Source organism: Providencia xihuensis, assembly GCF_041953405.1.
Classification (GTDB): Bacteria; Pseudomonadota; Gammaproteobacteria; order Enterobacterales; family Enterobacteriaceae; genus Providencia; species Providencia vermicola.
Map to the genome: position 1 here is coordinate 1,116,098 of NZ_CP169565.1, position 18,523 is coordinate 1,134,620.

At 36.9% G+C, this 18,523-nt stretch carries 17 protein-coding genes; 7 read left to right on the forward strand and 10 right to left on the reverse strand.

All coding sequences use genetic code 11. The features are described 5' to 3' along the window. Window positions 1–24 precede the first annotated feature (24 nt). The 3 genes from ACE2AL_RS04880 (at window position 25) to ACE2AL_RS04890 (ending at window position 3,274) form a co-directional block, all read left to right on the forward strand. A complete protein-coding gene (locus ACE2AL_RS04880) occupies window positions 25–954 on the forward strand; it encodes a haloacid dehalogenase-like hydrolase (protein WP_206082998.1) in 930 nt (309 codons plus the stop codon). A gap of 135 nt (window positions 955–1,089) precedes the next feature. Further along, a complete protein-coding gene (gene rimO / locus ACE2AL_RS04885; protein ID WP_206082997.1) occupies window positions 1,090–2,424 on the forward strand; it encodes a 30S ribosomal protein S12 methylthiotransferase RimO in 1,335 nt (444 codons plus the stop codon). A gap of 211 nt (window positions 2,425–2,635) precedes the next feature. After that, window positions 2,636–3,274: a helix-turn-helix domain-containing protein gene (locus tag ACE2AL_RS04890; protein ID WP_349422746.1), complete on the forward strand. Its 639-nt coding sequence runs from the start codon at window positions 2,636–2,638 to the stop codon at window positions 3,272–3,274. Between the two features lie 577 nt (window positions 3,275–3,851). Here ACE2AL_RS04890 and ACE2AL_RS04895 read toward each other — a convergent pair. After that, window positions 3,852–4,481, reverse strand: a complete 630-nt coding sequence (locus ACE2AL_RS04895; protein WP_206082995.1) for a response regulator transcription factor — start codon at window positions 4,479–4,481, stop codon at window positions 3,852–3,854. 468 nt (window positions 4,482–4,949) lie between these two features. Between ACE2AL_RS04895 and ACE2AL_RS04900 the strand changes: the two genes are divergently transcribed. Next, on the forward strand, window positions 4,950–5,945 hold the full coding sequence (locus tag ACE2AL_RS04900) for a LacI family DNA-binding transcriptional regulator (protein WP_349415619.1): 996 nt from the start codon (window positions 4,950–4,952) through the stop codon (window positions 5,943–5,945). 33 nt (window positions 5,946–5,978) lie between these two features. Here the strand turns inward: ACE2AL_RS04900 and ACE2AL_RS04905 are convergent, their stop codons facing one another. Then, window positions 5,979–7,436 (reverse strand): glycoside hydrolase family 32 protein, encoded by a 1,458-nt coding sequence (locus ACE2AL_RS04905; RefSeq protein ID WP_375084067.1) that lies wholly within the window; start codon window positions 7,434–7,436, stop codon window positions 5,979–5,981. A gap of 163 nt (window positions 7,437–7,599) precedes the next feature. On the opposite strand from ACE2AL_RS04905, the gene ACE2AL_RS04910 reads away from it, so the two are divergent. The 3 genes from ACE2AL_RS04910 to purT all read left to right on the forward strand — a co-directional run bounded on the left by ACE2AL_RS04910 (window position 7,600) and on the right by purT (window position 10,949). After that, a complete protein-coding gene (locus tag ACE2AL_RS04910) occupies window positions 7,600–8,547 on the forward strand; it encodes an aminoimidazole riboside kinase (protein ID WP_272574253.1) in 948 nt (315 codons plus the stop codon). A gap of 170 nt (window positions 8,548–8,717) precedes the next feature. Further along, entirely contained in the window at window positions 8,718–9,644 is a 927-nt protein-coding gene (gene rarD, locus ACE2AL_RS04915) for an EamA family transporter RarD (RefSeq protein WP_375084068.1), read from the forward strand. Between the two features lie 126 nt (window positions 9,645–9,770). Continuing rightward, window positions 9,771–10,949: a formate-dependent phosphoribosylglycinamide formyltransferase gene (gene purT / locus ACE2AL_RS04920; protein WP_272539488.1), complete on the forward strand. Its 1,179-nt coding sequence runs from the start codon at window positions 9,771–9,773 to the stop codon at window positions 10,947–10,949. Window positions 10,950–11,018: 69 nt separating this feature from the next. Here purT and ACE2AL_RS04925 read toward each other — a convergent pair whose 3' ends face one another. From ACE2AL_RS04925 to ACE2AL_RS04960, 8 genes are all read right to left on the reverse strand, one after another. Beyond that, on the reverse strand, window positions 11,019–11,435 hold the full coding sequence (locus ACE2AL_RS04925; protein WP_375084070.1) for a hypothetical protein: 417 nt from the start codon (window positions 11,433–11,435) through the stop codon (window positions 11,019–11,021). Window positions 11,436–11,607: 172 nt separating this feature from the next. After that, window positions 11,608–14,187, reverse strand: a complete 2,580-nt coding sequence (locus ACE2AL_RS04930) for a fimbria/pilus outer membrane usher protein (RefSeq protein ID WP_241016790.1) — start codon at window positions 14,185–14,187, stop codon at window positions 11,608–11,610. 37 nt (window positions 14,188–14,224) lie between these two features. Further along, complete coding sequence (locus ACE2AL_RS04935; protein WP_272539484.1) at window positions 14,225–14,974, reverse strand: molecular chaperone; 750 nt, start codon at window positions 14,972–14,974, stop codon at window positions 14,225–14,227. Further along, window positions 14,974–15,687: a molecular chaperone gene (locus ACE2AL_RS04940; RefSeq protein WP_375084071.1), complete on the reverse strand. Its 714-nt coding sequence runs from the start codon at window positions 15,685–15,687 to the stop codon at window positions 14,974–14,976. Before ACE2AL_RS04940 ends, ACE2AL_RS04935 begins: the two co-directional genes overlap by 1 nt. A 19-nt stretch (window positions 15,688–15,706) precedes the next feature. Then, window positions 15,707–16,252 (reverse strand): fimbrial protein, encoded by a 546-nt coding sequence (locus tag ACE2AL_RS04945; RefSeq protein WP_375084073.1) that lies wholly within the window; start codon window positions 16,250–16,252, stop codon window positions 15,707–15,709. A gap of 5 nt (window positions 16,253–16,257) precedes the next feature. Further along, window positions 16,258–16,821: a fimbrial protein gene (locus ACE2AL_RS04950; protein WP_206082985.1), complete on the reverse strand. Its 564-nt coding sequence runs from the start codon at window positions 16,819–16,821 to the stop codon at window positions 16,258–16,260. Further along, on the reverse strand, window positions 16,796–17,470 hold the full coding sequence (locus ACE2AL_RS04955) for a molecular chaperone (protein ID WP_375084074.1): 675 nt from the start codon (window positions 17,468–17,470) through the stop codon (window positions 16,796–16,798). Before ACE2AL_RS04955 ends, ACE2AL_RS04950 begins: the two co-directional genes overlap by 26 nt. A gap of 70 nt (window positions 17,471–17,540) precedes the next feature. Next, entirely contained in the window at window positions 17,541–18,071 is a 531-nt protein-coding gene (locus ACE2AL_RS04960) for a fimbrial protein (protein WP_272539482.1), read from the reverse strand. Window positions 18,072–18,523 lie beyond the last annotated feature (452 nt).

The following is an 18,523-nucleotide window of genomic DNA, read 5'->3' on the forward strand; positions in this document are numbered from 1 at the left end:
TGTTGATAAATAAAGGTGTTGCAAATGCAAAAACGTTATCTTGATTGTTCAGCTTCAGAGATTGCAAATTTAAGTAAAAAGAGTCTGTTAGAAGCAATAAAAGCCAGTGAAGGGCGGTTACTCGTCTCTGAAACTATCGGGACGATTCAGCCTGTTTTAATGACGGTAACGAATGCAGAACTTGCAGCAAGCCAAGGCGCTGATATTTTGTTGTTAAACGTTTTCGATGTTAATCAACCGATTATGCAAGGTTTACCCCAAGGTATTGCACCAGAGGAAATTATCCGCACATTGAAACATTTAACAGGGCGTGCGATAGGTGTTAATTTAGAGCCTGTCCCTGCTGGGTTTAATAACCCAACTCAAGATGCTCAGTGGAAAATGTCTGAAGGGCGTTTAGCAACCGTTAAAAATGCGATGAAATTAAAAGAAATGGGGGTCGATATTATTGTTCTGACGGGGAATCCTGGCAATGGTGTCACTAACCAAGAAATTAATCAAAGCTTGAAAGAATTGAAGGCGGTTGTTGGCAATGATGTCATTTTGATTACAGGAAAAATGCATGCCGCAGGTGTGTTAAATGCATCGGCAGAGCAACTTATCACTGAGGATGATATTCGGGCATTTATTGCCAGTGGCGCAGATATTATTTTATTGCCAGCGCCAGGAACGGTTCCAGGTATTTCATTAGAATTTGTGCAAAAAATGGTGAGTTACTGCCATTCCCAAGGTGTGATGACAATGACGGCAATTGGCACTTCACAGGAAGGTGCGGATATACAGACGATCCGTCAAATTGCCCTGATGTGCAAAATGGCAGGGACTGATTTGCACCACATTGGCGACTCAGGGTACAACGGAATTGCCTTACCTGAAAATATTTTGAATTACGGCATTGTTATCCGTGGTGTTCGCCATACTTACGCTCGAATTGCGCGGTCAATTAACCGCTAAATCTCTTTTATTTCCGAGCGAATGACAATCTATTTTTCGTTCGGAAAATCATTTTTTTGGCAGAAAATTATACAATTTCCACTATTCTTCAGGTAAAATTTCGCCCATTTTTTAAAACAATAAAAGAAGTGAGTTATGTCGCAAAATACTAATCCGGTGCCAAAAATTGGCTTCGTTTCACTCGGCTGCCCAAAAAACTTGGTGGACTCAGAACGTATTTTAACTGAATTGCGTACTGATGGTTATCAAGTTGTCCCAAGCTATGATGATGCTGATTTGGTCATTGTAAACACCTGTGGTTTTATCGATAGCGCGGTACAAGAATCGTTAGAAGCGATTGGCGAAGCGTTAAATGAAAACGGTAAAGTCATTGTGACAGGATGCCTTGGTGCAAAAGAAAACCAAATTCGTGAAGTCCATCCAAAAGTTTTGGAGATAACGGGGCCGCATAGTTATGAGCAAGTATTAAACCATGTTCATCATTATGTCCCGAAACCAGAACATGATCCTTTCTTGAGTTTAGTGCCTGAACAAGGCGTTAAGTTAACGCCAAAGCATTATGCTTATTTAAAAATATCAGAGGGTTGTAATCACCGTTGCACCTTCTGTATTATTCCTTCGATGCGTGGTGATTTAGATAGCCGCCCAATTGGTGATGTATTAAATGAAGCGAAACGTTTAGTCGCTTCTGGTGTGAGGGAACTCTTGGTTATTTCACAAGATACCTCTGCCTATGGTGTGGATGTTAAGCATCGCACAGGTTTTTGGGATGGTCAGCCAGTTAAAACAAGCATGATTGGGTTATGTGAACAACTCGCTTCTATGGGTGTTTGGGTTCGTTTGCATTATGTTTACCCTTATCCGCATGTGGATGACGTTATTCCACTTATGGCAGAAGGTAAGGTTTTACCTTATTTGGATATTCCTTTGCAGCATGCAAGCCCTAAAATATTAAAATTAATGAAACGCCCAGGTGCGGTGGAAAGGACGTTAGAGCGTATTAAGCGCTGGCGTGAAATTTGCCCTGAATTAACATTACGTTCAACCTTTATTGTGGGCTTTCCAGGCGAAACAGAAGAAGACTTCCAAATGTTGTTGGATTTCTTAACTGAAGCTAAATTAGACCGCGTTGGTTGCTTTAAATATAGCCCAGTGGAGGGCGCGAAAGCTAACGAACTTGCCGATCAAGTTCCTGAAGACGTCAAAGAAGAACGTTATCATCGCTTTATGCAATTACAGCAACAAATTTCAACGCAGAGGCTGCAAGATAAAATTGGTCGTGAAATTTGGGTGATTATTGATGAGGTTGATAATGAGGGGGCTGTTGGCCGTAGCATGGCAGATGCACCTGAAATTGATGGGATGGTGTATTTAAACGGTGAGTTTGATGTAAAAGTCGGGGATATCGTTAAAGTGCTTGTTGAGCACGCTGATGAGTATGACCTATGGGGCGCAATCGTTACTAAATAATAGACAAAGATTGTTTGTATCTTTTCGAGCCTACTTATTGTTTAATAAGTAGGCTTTTTTGGTTTCATTTTGAAATTATTCCTTATCTTTGTTAAAAATTGACGTAGATCAAGCGCCGAAAATCTATTAAAGAATAACTTGATCTAGAATATAAAAATTAAATGGCAAGTTGACATAATCAGATAACTCTTATCGAAGAATAAGGATAACTATGTCGGCTCATTCATTATTTACAAATACACCAATAGAAGAAAATACAGCTTATTTAGATGATAATGAGCTTCTAATCTCGTTAATACGTGATACTGTTTTATCAGGGTTGTCTTCACTTCATGAACTTAACGCCGATGTTTCTTTGCTGAATATTCAAGGTGAAACATTATGGTTAAGCCAAAAGTCACAAGACTATTTTGCAATAGCCGATTTACTATCAGGTGAAATGAGCAAGAACGCTCAGGAGCGTCTTTTTGCTAATCCTATTGAATTACATGGGAAATTTTATTATTTAGCGCCGATATATTCGCAATTTGGCGAGTTGTGGTTGATTGTGGCTTTATCAACAGCTCAAATGAATAGCAATATTCTTCTTGCTCTTTTGCAATCATTGGCAAGAGAATCTACTGCAAAGCTGAAATGCCAATCTTATATACAACCATCCTCAACGAAACCATTTCAGGCTCCAAGCATTGCAGATTTGAATATTCAGTCGGTTGAAAAAGCTCTCATTATTGAAGTGGCAAAAAACTGTCGAGGTAAAGTTCAGCAAATGCATCAGATTTTGAACATGGGAAGAACGACGCTGTGGCGAAAACTGAAGCAATATGACATTAATATTAAAGAATATAAGTAGTCACGCTCGGTGTTTTTTCATGTGGTTATGTAAAAAAAATGCTTCGGCGTATTTTGGATGGAGATGTATCATCTAAAATAGCTGAAGCGTAAAAGGCTGACCAACACTTACTGCAAATAGCCTCTGAAGTTGGCTGTATTGAGATAAAGAGCAATGAAAAAGAGACTGCATTATCTTTCGATATTACTTGTCAGTATGTTAATAGCAGCCTTATTTTTTTAGTTTAAGAAAATAGATGTCAAAATAATGCATGAGAGGTGTAATTTAGATTTTTATCAATGAGGGCTTAATGGAAATGTGCAATATAAACAATATTACTCCATCTAAAATAGTAAATAATCTATGTAATTATTACATCTGTAATCATTAATTAACTTAAGTGCATTTTGTGTAATAGTCGTGTAATCAAATTGCCCTTATTCATGAGAGTAAGGGTAATTTGTGAAATTAATAGCATATTAATCTATGTTTATCAAAATTCTTATGTGTTAATATTTTGTGAGAAATAATATCTGACGGCTTGAAATAAAACCATCAGATATAATGACTACTAGATTGTAAAAGCATATAGTATATATTACCTATATTTTGAATAGGTATTAATATATTCGTATTCTTGAATAAGTTGAGGGAGTGATTTTATACCTAATTTTGTATAGATGTTCGAACGATGTACTTCAACAGTTCTCGGAGATAATGAAAGTTTTTCAGCAGTTTCTTTACTGGTATTACCTTCTAAGATCATATCCATTATTTCTCTTTCCCTGACGGATAAACGCTCAAATTTGTCAGATAGATAGGTATATTTCTTGTGCTTTTCATATGAACTTAAAAATTGCTCTGTGGCACTATTGATTGCATTGAGAATCTCAATGTCTTTGAATGGAAAAGGGAAGAAGTCATAAGCACCAGACTTAAAGCTTTCTTTACAGAGGCTAACCGAAGGTTCTTCAGCAAGGACAATAAAAGGAACAATACCAAAAGAGTTATTTATATTGGTTAATCGGCTAATACGATTTTCGTTATTTTTTAAAAATAACAAAATACATTCCTTTACATTGCTTTCTAAAGGGTAAGTATAATTACTAATAAATGTGTCTTCGTTATTATAAAAATTAAAGACAAAACCAAATGATTCCATCATTAATTTCAGTTTATTCTTAAAGACATTATCACTATCTATGATTACGTGAATGGTGTTATTCATCACCATACTCCTGTTGAACTGATTTGATATTCATATTAATTTGATAAAATAAGTAGATAAATATCGTTAAAAATAAATTTAGCGATAATGTTTTCTACAGAACGTTGTTTTTTTTATTAATGTATTACTGACCTTAATTTATATTAAAATTATCATCTAGTTAAATTTAATATAAAATAGAAACAATGGTTAAATTTTGTGTCAATGCGTAAGAATCGATTAATCTTATGTAACATTTTAGGTGCTTTTACTTGTTTGGCGAGTTTTTTAGGCTCAAAAATCAGATTGAAATTTTTATGACTGGCTCAATAATATCTTAAATAGTAAGTCATAAAAAGCCTAAGGAGTATATTTTATGCGATTTTATTAAGTAAGGGGGGCGATATGTAGTTTTGGAAGTTAAGGTGCTTTTTGCTTCTGACATGGTAGAATTTATTACAAACCTTTTTAACTGAGTGAATATACTTAATGGCTTCTTTAAAAGATGTTGCTCGACTTGCAAATGTATCTTTAATGACAGTTTCTAGGGCAATTAATAGCCCTGAATTGTTAAAACCAGATACATTAAAACAAGTTCAGCTAGCAATTAATGCACTCAACTACGTTCCTGATTTTTCAGCGCGAAAAATTAGAGGAAAAAGTTCTAAGGTTTCAACGGTAGGGGTACTAGCTTTAGATACAGCAACGACGCCTTTTTCTGTTGAAATTATTTTGTCAATAGAGCAAACAGCTAGGCAATATGGTTGGAACAGTTTTGTTGTGAATATTACATCAAAGGAAGATAACGACAGGGCGGTTCGACAGCTATTGTCTCAACGTCCTGATGGTATTATTTTTACGACAATGGGGTTAAGGGAAGTCACAATTCCTGAAGCTTTGCATCAAAGCCCGTTGGTTTTAGCGAACTGCGTTGATAAAAATAAATTGTTCCCTGCTTATATTCCTGATGACTTTAATGGTCAATACAGAGCGGTGGAGCGATTAATAGAGAAAGGTTACCGAAAGCCATTATGTTTATATATTCCATATGAGACGTTAGCAGGGAAAATACGCCGTGAAGCAGTGGAAACAGCATGGGGAAATGCTAATTTACCGCACGAAGACTTGATGCAATATCATCTTGAGCTTGGTGATGAGCATTATATTGATATTATTTCTCTAATTGATTCTCATTTTCAAAATAATAAGCCTGATTTTGATGTTATTATTTGTGGAAATGACCGTGTTGCTTTTTTAGCATATCAAATTTTATTAAGTCGGGGTTTACATATCCCAAATGATATTGCCATTCTTGGTTACGATAACATGATTGGGGTGGGGCATTTATTTTATCCCCCATTGAGCACAGTTGTATTGCCGCACTATCAGTTGGGGCAACAAGCTGCGCTTCACATAATAGAAGGGCGTCAGCAACAAGATATTCAATATGTGGCATGTGACCTTCTTGAGCGCAGCTCATTTTAACGGCATTCAAACTATTCCAACGAACATAACGACTTATTCAATCGCGTTGTTTATCGGCCAATAAGTAGCTTCTTTCAAGTGCGCTGACTGGTTTATCGTAAATAGTTGTAGTTTTCTCTGCTGTAGCTCTGGATAGATGCGGCAACTAAAATTTATTGCACCCTCATTGATGAAAATCTCGAGGCAAGATTGGTCAACGAAGGCATGAATTTTGAGTTGTTTGACTTGTGGTAAAGGTGCGCAACGACTATCACTGATAATATATTCAGGATAGTGTCGCATTAATGTTAACTGGTGGCTTTGGTTATCAACATAAAATTGCAGCCCATTTCCAATCCAGAAACCAAATTTTTCTGCTGAAGCACTTTGTGTTAAGTCCCAAATTAATTCAATTTCACAGCTACTTGCATCTTCACTTAGCAAAAGTGTGGTGTTTTTTTGCAAGCACATTTCTGGAAAATGGACCGCTGACCGCCGCAATTTTTTTAATTCACGAATGGGCTTTGCTATAATTTTACCTTGTTTTGATAAGGTAAGCTCCCTTGGTAATGTGAAACAACCTGACCATCCATGTTTATTTGAAGGCATATGACTTTCCCACATATCCATCCATGCTATCGCAATACGGCGCCCATCTTTTGCTAAAAAAGTTTGAGGTGCATAAAAATCTTGTCCAAAATCTAATTCAGTAAAGGGTTGGGTAATCTTATAAGGTGAATTGGGAGACCAACGCCCAATAAGGTAACCATTTTGATAGAGGTTTCTGTATTGGAAATTTATTGCTTTTTTTCCTTGAGGAGAAAATAAAGCAATAAATTGGTCATCGAGTGGAAAGAAGTCAGGGCATTCCCACATGTAGACATTTTTGTCATCTGTTTTAGCGAGTATCTGAAAATTAGGATCCCAGTGAAGTAAATCCATTGAGCTAAATAACAGAATTTTCCCTTGGTCAAATGTATCCCTTGCACCAACAACCATCCACCATTTGCCCTCTTGTTGCCACACTTTTGGATCGCGAAAGTGCATGTATCCCTCAGGGGCGGGAAGAACAATACCTTTTTTCACAAAATGAATGCCATCATTACTTACTGCTAAGCATTGAGATTGCTGAATTTGGCTGTCATCGCCTTCTTCGGCTAGCCAAATATGGCCCGTGTAAAATAAATACAGTTTACCTTCGTGACTGACGGCTGAGCCAGAAAAACAGCCATCACGGTCATAGTCCTCACTCGGAGCAAGCGCTATCGGTTGGTGTTGCCAATGTACCATATCAGTGCTTGTTGCATGACCCCAGTGCATTGGTCCCCACACGGAACTGTAGGGATGATGTTGGTAAAAAGCATGGTATAAGTTTTGATGATAAATTAATCCATTAGGGTCATTCATCCAACCTGATTGTGGTGCTAAATGATAGTGCGGATAAAACAGGGTATTTAGCTGTTTTGCATTTTTTTTAATGGCTTGATTTGCTCGTTCAATCTGTTTTTCCATAATGGATCCCTAACCTTTTTTGCTATAACAAATCTGAAATGGATAAAATGGGGTGAGATAATACGTGTGTTTTCTAATCGATCACTTTATACTTTATGTTAACGTTAACAACTTAGATTTACTAGCTTAAATTTTCCTGGTCGGAAACTAAAAAGGTGAAAATATGAAAATATGGTCATTGGGCGATGCTGTTATTGATTTAATTCCATTAGAAAATATGCGGTATCAAGCTTGTGCAGGGGGGGCCCCTGTCAATGTTGCGGCTGGCGTTGCTAAGCTTGGCCATCCAAGCGGATTTATTGGTAGAGTCGGAGAAGATACATTTGGTCATTTTATGCAAAAAACCTTATTTGACCTAGGTGTTGATACACAGGCAATGGAATTTGATGAAGAATATCGAACAAGTACAGTATTAGTTTCATTACATGAAAATGGCGAACGTGAGTTTACATTTTTAGTTTCGCCTTCAGCAGATCAATTTTTAAGTTCAAAAAACTTACCTCAGTTTGGTCAGGATATATTGCATTTTTGCTCACTCGCGCTTGTTCACCCAATATGCCGTACATCATTAACGGAAGGATTAATTCAAATTAAGCAAGCTGGGGGCCGATTAAGTTTTGATGTAAATATTCGTCCACAAATGTGGGAAGATCACGAAGAAATGCATCAAGTTGTGGACACCTTTGCAAAACAGGCTGACATTTTAAAGCTTTCTGATGATGAATTACTTTGGTTAACGGGTGAGAGCCTATTTGATAAGGCGGTTGAAAAATTGCGTGATTATCCTGCGGAGCTTAAGGTCGTGACGCAAGGTTCGCAAGGGTGCAGGGTATTTACGACAGAGTATCATTTTTCAGTAAGTGCTTATTTAGTCGATAGTATTGATACCACGGGCGCTGGAGATGCTTTTATGGCTGGATTGTTAGCGGCAATTAATCAATATGGCATGGCTAATACAAAAGATAATTTGATGAAGATTATTTCTCAGGCAACAGCTTGTGGGGCTTTAGCCACAACTAAAAAAGGGGCAATTTCCGCAGCGCCAACGTCTCAAGAGCTTGTTGAATTTATGCAGCAGCAGCCGCCATTGCACCAAAAACAGATTTTTTAATGTGAAGAGTTAACGTGCAAATAAAATTTGGCTTTATATGCTATTTTTTATTTGCATATAATCTTAAATAGATAGCTTTAGAATGAGCGTTAGTAACATTTTATTTTCTTTATATTGGCGTATGATGTGGAGCAAATTTTACCTTATTTGACTTTATTGTAGGCTATATTATGTTGCTGCGTTCAGGTGTGGCTCTAGCTATTTTTTCCTATATTTTATGGGGAATAACGCCCTTATTTTATCGGCTGCTTCCTGAAGCTGAACCGCTAGAACTCCTTGCCCAACGTCTTATTTGGTCAATTCCATTGCTATTTTTAATCCGTTTAGTCATTAAAAATAAAACAATATGGAAACAAGTATGGGTTGATAAAAAGTCCATTATCCTTTGTCTTTTTAGTTCGTCCATTATGGCTATCTCTTGGACCACATTCACTTATGCACTCACTCATGGGCAAGTGTTAGCCGCAAGTTTGGGCTATTTTATCAATCCATTATTCTCTATTTTGCTCGGTGTTGTTTTTTTACGTGAAAGGTTAGTTTTTGTGGAAAAAATGGCCGTTACGTTTATTTTGTCTGGGGTTGGTTATCAAATCTGGCAATATGGTGAATTGCCTATTTTAGCACTCGTGATGGGGAGTGCGTTTGCGGTATATGGATTGATCCGTAAATTTATTCGGTTTGATGTTATTACTTCATTGTTTTTAGAAGCATTATGGTTGTTGCCTATTGCAATGGGTATTACTTGGTGGTTATCGTCAAAAGGGTTAAGCGCAGTGGAGGCGGGAGATTGGCAGCTTCGTATTTTGTATATGTTAGCGGCACCTGTGACGATTATTCCCTTGCTGTTTTTTACTGCGGCTATCAAACGCACATCACTCACTGTTATTGGTTTGGCCCAATATATAGAGCCAACTATCCAATTTTTACTCGCTGTGTTCTTGTTTAATGAACTGTTTGATTGGGTTAAAGGGATTAGCTTTGCATTAATCTGGATTGGTTTACTATTTTGTATTTTGGCTTTATTGCATAAGCAATATGCCAAATTTTCCCAAAAAGAACCTTTTATTACCGGGCGAGATGAAACCCCGCAGAATTAGACAATATTTCATTTAATTTCAAGACACGAATATGTTTTATCATGGCCTTTTTATTACGTGGATAGCAAAAGCAAACGTTTGCGTATATAATCATCGGTATTATTTTCGCATATAAGGTCATCAATCATGGAACAGTTAGGTACGGCACTTTGTGCATCTGCAACAAAAGTTATGTTACTGGGCGCAGGGGAGTTAGGTAAGGAAGTTGCCATTGAATGCCAACGCTTAGGTATCGAAGTGATTGCAGTAGACCGCTATAAAAATGCACCCGCTATGCACATTGCTCACCGTAGCCACGTCATCAATATGCTGGATGGTGAGGCACTAAAACAGTTAGTGATCGCAGAAAAGCCTGATTTTATTGTGCCTGAAATTGAAGCAATTGCGACCCAAACGTTAGTTGAACTCGAAGAGCAAGGGCAAAAAATCGTCCCTTCTGCAAAAGCCGTTTTTTTAACAATGGATAGAGAAGGTATCCGTCGTCTTGCTGCTGAAACATTAGGTTTACCTACATCGGAATATTATTTCGTAGAAAATAAATCAGATTTTATTGAAGCCGCTGAAAAAATGGGTTTCCCATGTATTGTAAAGCCCGTCATGAGTTCATCAGGAAAAGGGCAAAGTGTCATTCGTTCAAGTGCGGACTTAGAAAAGGCGTGGCATTATTCTCAAGAGGGGGGGCGCGCAGGGCAAGGTCGAGTCATTGTTGAGAAAATGGTCAATTTTGATTTTGAAATTACCCTGTTAACGGTTAGCGCTGTAGATGGGATCCATTTTTGTGCTCCTGTAGGACATCGTCAAGAAAAAGGTGACTATCGCGAATCTTGGCAGCCGCAAGTGATGAGCGAGAAAGCGCTGAAAAAGGCTCAAGATGTTGCTGCAAAAATCGTTTCTGCGTTAGGTGGTTACGGCTTGTTTGGCGTTGAGTTATTTGTGTGTGGTGATGACATCATTTTTAATGAAGTATCCCCACGCCCTCATGATACTGGAATGGTGACGCTGATTTCGCAAAATCTTTCTGAATTTGCCTTACATGTACGTGCATTTCTAGGCTTCCCTATTGGTAACGTTCGCCAATATGGCCCAAGTGCTTCTGCGGTTATTTTACCTGAACTTCATAGCCAAAATGTGGTGTTCTCTAATATTAAGAATGCATTCGATTCTGATATCCAACTACGTTTATTTGGTAAGCCTGAAATTGCAGGAACTCGCAGGTTGGGTGTTGCGTTAGCCATTGCAGATTCAATCGAAAAAGCACTCGAAAGGGCAAAAAAAGCGGCAAGTGCAGTAAATGTGTCAGGTTAGATATGATATGAAAAATGGCCCTTTAATATAAAAATTAATGGGCCAAAAAATGAAAATAATAACAAGCGATTATTCAAGGTAGAAAGAGACGTCGATGCTACCTCTATAGCCACCCGCTTGTACGTTCCCATTTTGGCAAAGGTTAAAGTATAGGTTTTGGCGTAAATTGGTCGTGGCAATATCCCCTAGCTTTATACGGTCATAATACACTAAAGCATCTGAGTTTCCTCTTCTACAGATATCTGAAGACGGTGGAACTTTCGACGTCACGATATAAGGGCGTTCAGTCGAGTTAGATGAGTTACCTGTCACCGAGTCTAATGCCATACCTGCAAGGTTAGTACTTGATCCAGTTCCTGCATTGCTTTGTCCATGCAGTTGTTGGTTAGCGGATAACACCATCAGCAATTTACCCGTGGTAACACAGTCTATTGACATTGACGCAGGACGCGTTTCTAGCAACTGTTTGGTTCTATTACCCGCCAATTGGGTACTAAATAACCTATCTGCCCCGCACGAATGGTTAGCTTATCGGAGTGCGTGCTCCAAATAAAAGCGCTAGTAGAAAGCCGGATGCCACTTTGTGTGAAAATGAGAAATAGGATGTCATTTTTTTCATAGTTATTCTTTTGCTCGTCAATTTGACAGTGAATATTTATTATTTACACTCAGCTGTTATTGTTCTAACTGGTGAGTCAGCGGTGACAGCAATACTTTCCAATGAAGCATAGCTGATTGAACATTGATCACCTTGATTACCCCACTTGATATTCAGTTTTCCTGAATCAGGTAAACCGCTCATGTACAGCTGATGATTAGAGCCAACAATACCTGTATTAATATCATTATTTTTATCAGTAGAGACGAGTGTTGCAATCGCCCCAAATGGTGGCATTTTTCCCGTTGTGTTAATATTAATCATGGCTTGGTAACCAATTTTCGTTTTAAAGTTACGTTTGATGATTGCCCCTTCCGTTGGGTACACCATCATTGAGGTATCTTTAAAGGTAGTATCATCTGGCAACGTATTAACGTTGACTGAAATCTGGTTCGCCGCGTTGCTTGCTAACTGTGGAATAATCGCGTTCCCAAAACGGTCAAACTTGGCACCCATGGTGAGTTCTGCACCTCTAGCACCATCCGCAGTGATGATAGCGAGAGTATCACCCACACTTGGGGATAGTGAGATACCATCTGAATGGGCGATCATTCCGCCGCTCATACTTGCATTCATTGTACGGTTCGAGTCAGAATAACTATAACCTGCTGATAATGTGGAGTTATCTGCTGAGTATGTGCCATTTACGCTACCGCCGTAGTTACTGCCTTGGCTGTTATAGTTTTGGTATAAACCGTAGCTGAATTTATTTTCCAGCGCACTTCCCGTCAAACCTGCTTGGTTTCGTGTTTCACCATGGTTATCAACGCTGATACCATAGCGAGCACTCATGGTTTGAGCCATCTCGCTATTCGTCAGTAAGCTTAAAGGTACTGAAATATCTAAAGAAACAACACGGTTTTCTGGCCATGAGTTATTGTAGCTTTTCACGCGGTCAACCATATAACTTAAGCTGTAAGATACACCCTTGTAGTTATTATTGTATGACATACCAACAGAGGTGTTTGAGCTTTGCCCACCCCAATAGGTATTTTTCGCTGCTCTTAATGATAAAGAACCATAAGAATCAAAAGACTGGCTAATTGATGTTTGGAAACTATAACGCTGCCTTGAGCCTGTCCACGGTGCTAACCCCTCTTTAATATCGTAACCCGTATTGTTATAGTCAGAGAATGAATAAAAATTTTCTGTGGTATAACGTAATGCTGTTAAGTCAAACGATGTTCCTGTTGAGAGTAAACTTTTCGAATAACGAATACGGTAAGATTGCCCTTTTAAGCGCTGATTAGAAAATTTCGCATCAGAATGAGTCACGTCCGTAGATAAAGCGCCGAGTACACCTAAAGAAAAGCCAAGCCCCCCCACGATAGAGTTATAACCATTGGAGACCAATAAACCACCGTAACTCGTTATGTTGTATGGTAAACCAACACTGAACGTACCTAAGGTAAATGTTTTTCTTTTGGAGTCCGTAGCGATACCTCCGTTATAGCGGCCTGCAACAATTTCATAGTTGTACATACCCTGTCTTTCCATCATTGGTAATGATGAATAAGCTTGTGTATAAACCGTTTGCTTACCATTTTCTTCTTCAATGGTGACCTCCATATCCCCAGCTAAACCACTGGCAGGAATATCTCGGATCACAAATCTACCTGGTGCAACGAACGTTTGGTAAACAACACTACCATTTTGACGTACAGTCACTGTCGCATTTGAGTTGGCAAAACCCTCAACAACAGGGGCATACCCTTGCATGCTATTCGGATTAAGGTTTGGGTTTGACTTTAAACTCGCCCCTTTCATTGGGATTGAATCAAAAATTGTACCACCAGATGAAATTTCACCGGCTCTTAAGGTTGATTTAATCGCATTAATGGTTCTGTATACATAAGTATTTGAGAAATCAGAATCACTGTAACTTGAGGCCCCGCTATTTTTACTGTAGTTGTACAAATAACTCGTTCTTAAGCGCCATGCACCAAAGTTAATCCCCACGTTAATATTCGTAAATATTGAATCTGAGGTGCTTGCTTTTTGGTGGTATTTGGAAAGCTGACGGTTATTACTGTAGTTAAGTACATAATTCATAATTAACGCTGTTACACCATCATCGCGAGCATCTGGCGGAACATAACCTGTAAAATTAGGTACCATCGCAATTTGTGGGATAGACAAATTGACAGTCAAGGTTTGCACATCAAAAGTGACCGAAGCATCAGTAATATAGTCAGATAAGTTAGCAATCTCGGTGGTTTCAGCTAAGCCCCTTAAACTTGGCACTGCAGAGGTATTAATACCGAGTTTTTGCAATTGCTCAATAGTAAAAACGGGAGAAACTTTATCACCATCAGCTTTAGTAAATGGGATACTCAACTCCCCTGAAGGGATCATATTAACGTTGATGGTGACGTCATAAGTACCAGGTGTTAGGGTGTTGTTTTGTACGAAATCGTTTAAATTGATTTGATTGATATCAATACCACTACCATGCATTAACAGGCCGGGATCGAAATAAGATTCGGCGTGTGCAAAAGCAGGAGTCATTGCATAACAACATGCAAAAACTTCTAATGCTATTATTTTAAATTTCATCCCTTTCACAGCATCACCATTCATCGTCAATCGTTATAGTTAATAATATTTCAACTGAAATTTAATTTAAGGACTCTTTATCTAATTCCATCAAATATTCATCCGTGAATCGCCACTCGATCTTTCCAACTTTATTGTTTGGTAGCGTGACTTCCTTTGTTGAAAAAGGTGTCAATGTTATTTCTCTTTCGCCATTTTTAATTTCATGCCCTGCAACTTTTAAATAATCAAATGTTAAATAAAAAGGTGTTGGGTTTTCTATTGTTAATACACTGCTATTTTGAGTTAGTTTAACTTTTTTAGCTAAGTCACTCGTTTTTAAATTTTGAATTTCTTTTGGACGGTACAGTAGTTTAAAGTAGAAATTAGGGATAACATTTAACTGAATACTATTTTCTTCTTTTGATTTTTCTTCACTAGGAATGCCCCTGATTCCAATCCAAAAGAGACTTTCTCTATCTTTTGGCATATTAACGCCATTAATATCAATACCTGTACGCCTTATATTCCATGAAGTTTGGGATCCTGGTCCCATATTTTTTAATGGTGGTAAGATAATAAAAGGAACTATTTCAGTCTCTTTTTTTTCTTTTGGTAGTAACGTTTCTTTATCAACGTTTGCTATCCAGGCTTCCATTAAATAACTTTTGTCGTTTCCATTCAGTATCTCGATACTGATACCACTTTTATTACTTTCGTTATAGACGTATCTTTTAAGCAGAAAATCAAAGCCTGTAGGCGATTTTGCTAATACGGCTACCGGCAAGCAAACAGACAAAAGAAAAAATATTAGTAATTTATTTTTTATCATTATTTAGTTCCACCTAATATTACTGGCTGTAGTGGGGTTTCCCCTCCGTAGTCATTAATCATGTCCCATTCTAATTTCGATACTTTTTTATTTGCTGGTATCTCAATTTTAGAAAAAGGGGCGACCATAGGTGCTCTATCACTGTTATATGACTCATTGTCCATTTTGATATTAACTAACGTAAAATGATAAGGAGATGGGTTGTTGATAATAATTTTATTCCCAGACTGCTTAGCTGTTAGTTCATTAATATAGTTTTTTACATTACCTTTAATGCCAGTTGGACGGTAAAACATTTTTATGACTATCTTTGTAGATAAATTAAATTTTGTATTTATTTGATTATTTTGATCATTATTTTTTTTTGTTGTCTCAGGTATAAAATTAACCATCAAATAAAATAACGACTCTCTATCTTGTGGTAGTTCATTCAATCCCTTTGGCAGGATTTTTAATGCATTATTAGAGTTTTCATTTAATGTTACGATTGGTGGTATTACCGTGAAATTATGGCTTGGTTCGTTTTCTGAACTTAAGTCAGAAAAAACTAAGCTTTGAATCAGGTATTTTTTATTTGCTGTGTTATAAGCGCTTACACTTTGACTTTTATCATCTTGAGTAAATATAACTCTTGAGTGATCTAGTGAAACAGCAGCAACAGAACTTTGGGTAATAAAAAAAATTCCCAGAAAAGCTTTTACCATCTTCTTCATGTAAATTTCCGCTTTATTATTAATCGGCGTAATAACCAATAGTTAATGTTGCAGAGAAATCACCTTCATTAGGTTCACAATTATCTACTGCACAACGTAACTTAGCATTGATGTTTTTCGTTGCGCTGGTGCTTTCAATATTCTCCCAGATAACTGATGCTGGACTGGGCTTACCCAAAGGGTTTCCGTTAATATTGATAACACGATTTCCATCTAATAATTGAACCCCAATAACACCGTTTGGATCATCATTGAAAAAATTATTACTTCCGTTCAATGTATTACCTGATGACAGATAAACCAGTGCCGTACTTTGCGATTGGTTGTTACAGTTTTTCAAACCAATGGTAAAGCTTTTGGTTACGCTATCATTTTTAATTTCTGTTACGGTGGTGATACCTGCTTGATTACCCAGTAATATTTCAGAAGGAACATCAATATCACAAGTTTTAGCTAAAAATAAAACAGAGAATTCATATCTAACCATGTAATCATCAGCCGCTATTGCAGGGAAATACATGAAAAACATTAAAAAAGTGATTAATACTTGTTCTATTTTTTTCATGACACCTAATCCTGATAAAATTCAAAAGTCACGGCAGCGTTAGAATCACCTGGTTTTACACCATTTTCGCGTTTTACTAGACTTACTCGGTAATTAACTTCAACTGAGTCACTGGTTGTGGATGGAAAAGTAGCAACACCTTCTTCATTCACTTCCTTACAAGTTTGGTTGCTTTTGTTACATGATTCAAGTAAAAAACCCGTTTTAGTTGTATCATTTGATCCGTAAAACATTCCATTGCTAAATAGTGTTGAAGCAGCTGATTTTGATTTTACTTTTATATTCTTCTCAGTATTAGCAGGGAAGTTTTTACAAATAATGGTGTAAGAGAAATTTTCAGTTAAAATCGGTTTTTTAATTGGTTGCCCATCAACCTCTGATGCAATAAGGACTCCAATTTTATTAAAGTCGATAGTTTTATTTAAATCACTGTTATCGTCGAATTCGCAAGTTCCTTTTGTAATCCGGGTTTTGAACTGTATTTGTCCGTTTTGGGCAACAAGTTGACTTGAAAATAGGATAACACATAGAGCGAGTACTATTTTACTGAACCGTCCCATGGTATTCATTATATCCTCCAAGATCATTGATAACAGCCCATTTCACTGCTCCATTCTTTATTTGGCTTGGATAGCTTATTTCAGAGAATGGGGCCAACACATTATTTTGTTTATTGAGTTTGATGCTTTTATTGTTAACAAATAATCCAGCTAAATTGACGTAGTAAGGTGAATCATTAATTAACTTAATACCGTTTGCAGTACTTTTTGTTTTTATATTTTTAAAAGCTGTTTCTTGTGGCATCGATAAATTTGTTGGGCGATAGAAAACCTTAATGACATTTTCTAAGCCGACTTTCACACCATCATTTTCGTTTAATTCGGGTACATTACGAGAGTGAAAGTAGTACATTGACTCTCTATCGTTTGGAAACTTACTTGTAATAGCCTTAATTTTAATGATATTGCGTTGTTTCGGCGTTAATTTGAAAATTGAAGGCGTAATAACAAATAAACCTTCAGTAGCTGTTTTGCTATCTAATTGTTGTGTAATAAAATTAGCGACTAAATAAGACTTGTCATCTTCATTTCGTGCTGAAATAGAGGCTGAATTCGTTGCTTCCTCAATAACGATACGTGTTTGGCTTAAGCCAACACCCGCTTGGGTTGCAAATGAAAAAGTTAATAAGATAAAAAATAAGGATTTTAATTTTGTCATTTTTATTTCCTTTATTGCAGGCAGTAAATAAATACTGCCTGCTCAACTAGCTAATTAACAAAAGTAGTTATTAGTCGTATGCAACGCTGAAAGTTACTGGAACATTTAACGTTTGAGCGACTGCATCTTTAGTTGTTGCATATAAACCAGCAGTTACTTCAACGATATAGTCGTTCTCACCTAAAATTTTCAGGTTATTGATAGTAGTTTCTGCATTAGGTGTTAACTCAGTTGTACCTGCTTTTAATTTAACACCAACTTGTGATGCTTGAGCATCTGCAAACATATCAGAGTGACCTGTTAAAGCTTCACCTGTTGCTAGAATTGAAACTTCTGTTGCAGTAGTGTCATCAGAATAAGTTTTAGTACATTTGTTTAATACTAAGTTGAAGTTTGATTCTGCTAATGCTTTGTTGATATCAGTAATTTTTTCAATTGAGTGCGTACCTAAATTAACTAAAGATTTAGATGCGCTGATATCACATGTTGCAGCAACTAAACGAGCATTGAAGTTTACTGTTGCGTCTTGTGCAGCAAAAGCTTGTGAAGAAAGAGTTGCAACGGTTAAAGCACCGATGAAAGCAAGTTTATTTAATTTCATAATAATCATTCCTAAGTATGTGAGATAGATAATTTAAAAATTTAAAGTTTCTTGTATCTAATTTTTAGAGATATCAATTAAGCTTTTATTTGCTTTAATAGCATTAAATCTTGCTATTTTTTTTGATTTGAAAATTATAAATATTTAAATTTATTTTCCATCTCATTTAAATAGACAGTATTTATTTCGGCTTAATTTAAAGTTTGTTTTTTTCTGAGTATTTGCGAACTCTTGCTCGCTGACTACGGGGTTAATATTAGTTGTACTCATTATTGTTGTCAAACTAGGTGAAAATAATTTTATAGTGCTTTTTAATAGTTTTCTAAATGTTATTTTTGTTTTATTTCAATGTATTGTAATTTTATTCATTTTCTTAAGTTAAATTTCATTGTCTTTATTGGGTTTTTATTCTGAAAATTGTCCATTTTGGTTGTAAATAAAGACTATAAATC

What these genes read in the sequence shown, in the direction of transcription:
- ACE2AL_RS04880 (WP_206082998.1), top strand. Translation starts at nt 25, where the DNA reads ATGCAAAAACGTTATCTTGATTGTTCAGCTTCAGAGATTGCAAATTTA.
- rimO (WP_206082997.1), top strand. Translation starts at nt 1,090, where the DNA reads ATGTCGCAAAATACTAATCCGGTGCCAAAAATTGGCTTCGTTTCACTC.
- ACE2AL_RS04890 (WP_349422746.1), top strand. Translation starts at nt 2,636, where the DNA reads ATGTCGGCTCATTCATTATTTACAAATACACCAATAGAAGAAAATACA.
- ACE2AL_RS04895 (WP_206082995.1), bottom strand. Translation starts at nt 4,481, where the DNA reads ATGAATAACACCATTCACGTAATCATAGATAGTGATAATGTCTTTAAG.
- ACE2AL_RS04900 (WP_349415619.1), top strand. Translation starts at nt 4,950, where the DNA reads ATGGCTTCTTTAAAAGATGTTGCTCGACTTGCAAATGTATCTTTAATG.
- ACE2AL_RS04905 (WP_375084067.1), bottom strand. Translation starts at nt 7,436, where the DNA reads ATGGAAAAACAGATTGAACGAGCAAATCAAGCCATTAAAAAAAATGCA.
- ACE2AL_RS04910 (WP_272574253.1), top strand. Translation starts at nt 7,600, where the DNA reads ATGAAAATATGGTCATTGGGCGATGCTGTTATTGATTTAATTCCATTA.
- rarD (WP_375084068.1), top strand. Translation starts at nt 8,718, where the DNA reads ATGTTGCTGCGTTCAGGTGTGGCTCTAGCTATTTTTTCCTATATTTTA.
- purT (WP_272539488.1), top strand. Translation starts at nt 9,771, where the DNA reads ATGGAACAGTTAGGTACGGCACTTTGTGCATCTGCAACAAAAGTTATG.
- ACE2AL_RS04930 (WP_241016790.1), bottom strand. Translation starts at nt 14,187, where the DNA reads ATGAATGGTGATGCTGTGAAAGGGATGAAATTTAAAATAATAGCATTA.
- ACE2AL_RS04935 (WP_272539484.1), bottom strand. Translation starts at nt 14,974, where the DNA reads ATGATAAAAAATAAATTACTAATATTTTTTCTTTTGTCTGTTTGCTTG.
- ACE2AL_RS04940 (WP_375084071.1), bottom strand. Translation starts at nt 15,687, where the DNA reads ATGAAGAAGATGGTAAAAGCTTTTCTGGGAATTTTTTTTATTACCCAA.
- ACE2AL_RS04945 (WP_375084073.1), bottom strand. Translation starts at nt 16,252, where the DNA reads ATGAAAAAAATAGAACAAGTATTAATCACTTTTTTAATGTTTTTCATG.
- ACE2AL_RS04950 (WP_206082985.1), bottom strand. Translation starts at nt 16,821, where the DNA reads ATGAATACCATGGGACGGTTCAGTAAAATAGTACTCGCTCTATGTGTT.
- ACE2AL_RS04955 (WP_375084074.1), bottom strand. Translation starts at nt 17,470, where the DNA reads ATGACAAAATTAAAATCCTTATTTTTTATCTTATTAACTTTTTCATTT.
- ACE2AL_RS04960 (WP_272539482.1), bottom strand. Translation starts at nt 18,071, where the DNA reads ATGAAATTAAATAAACTTGCTTTCATCGGTGCTTTAACCGTTGCAACT.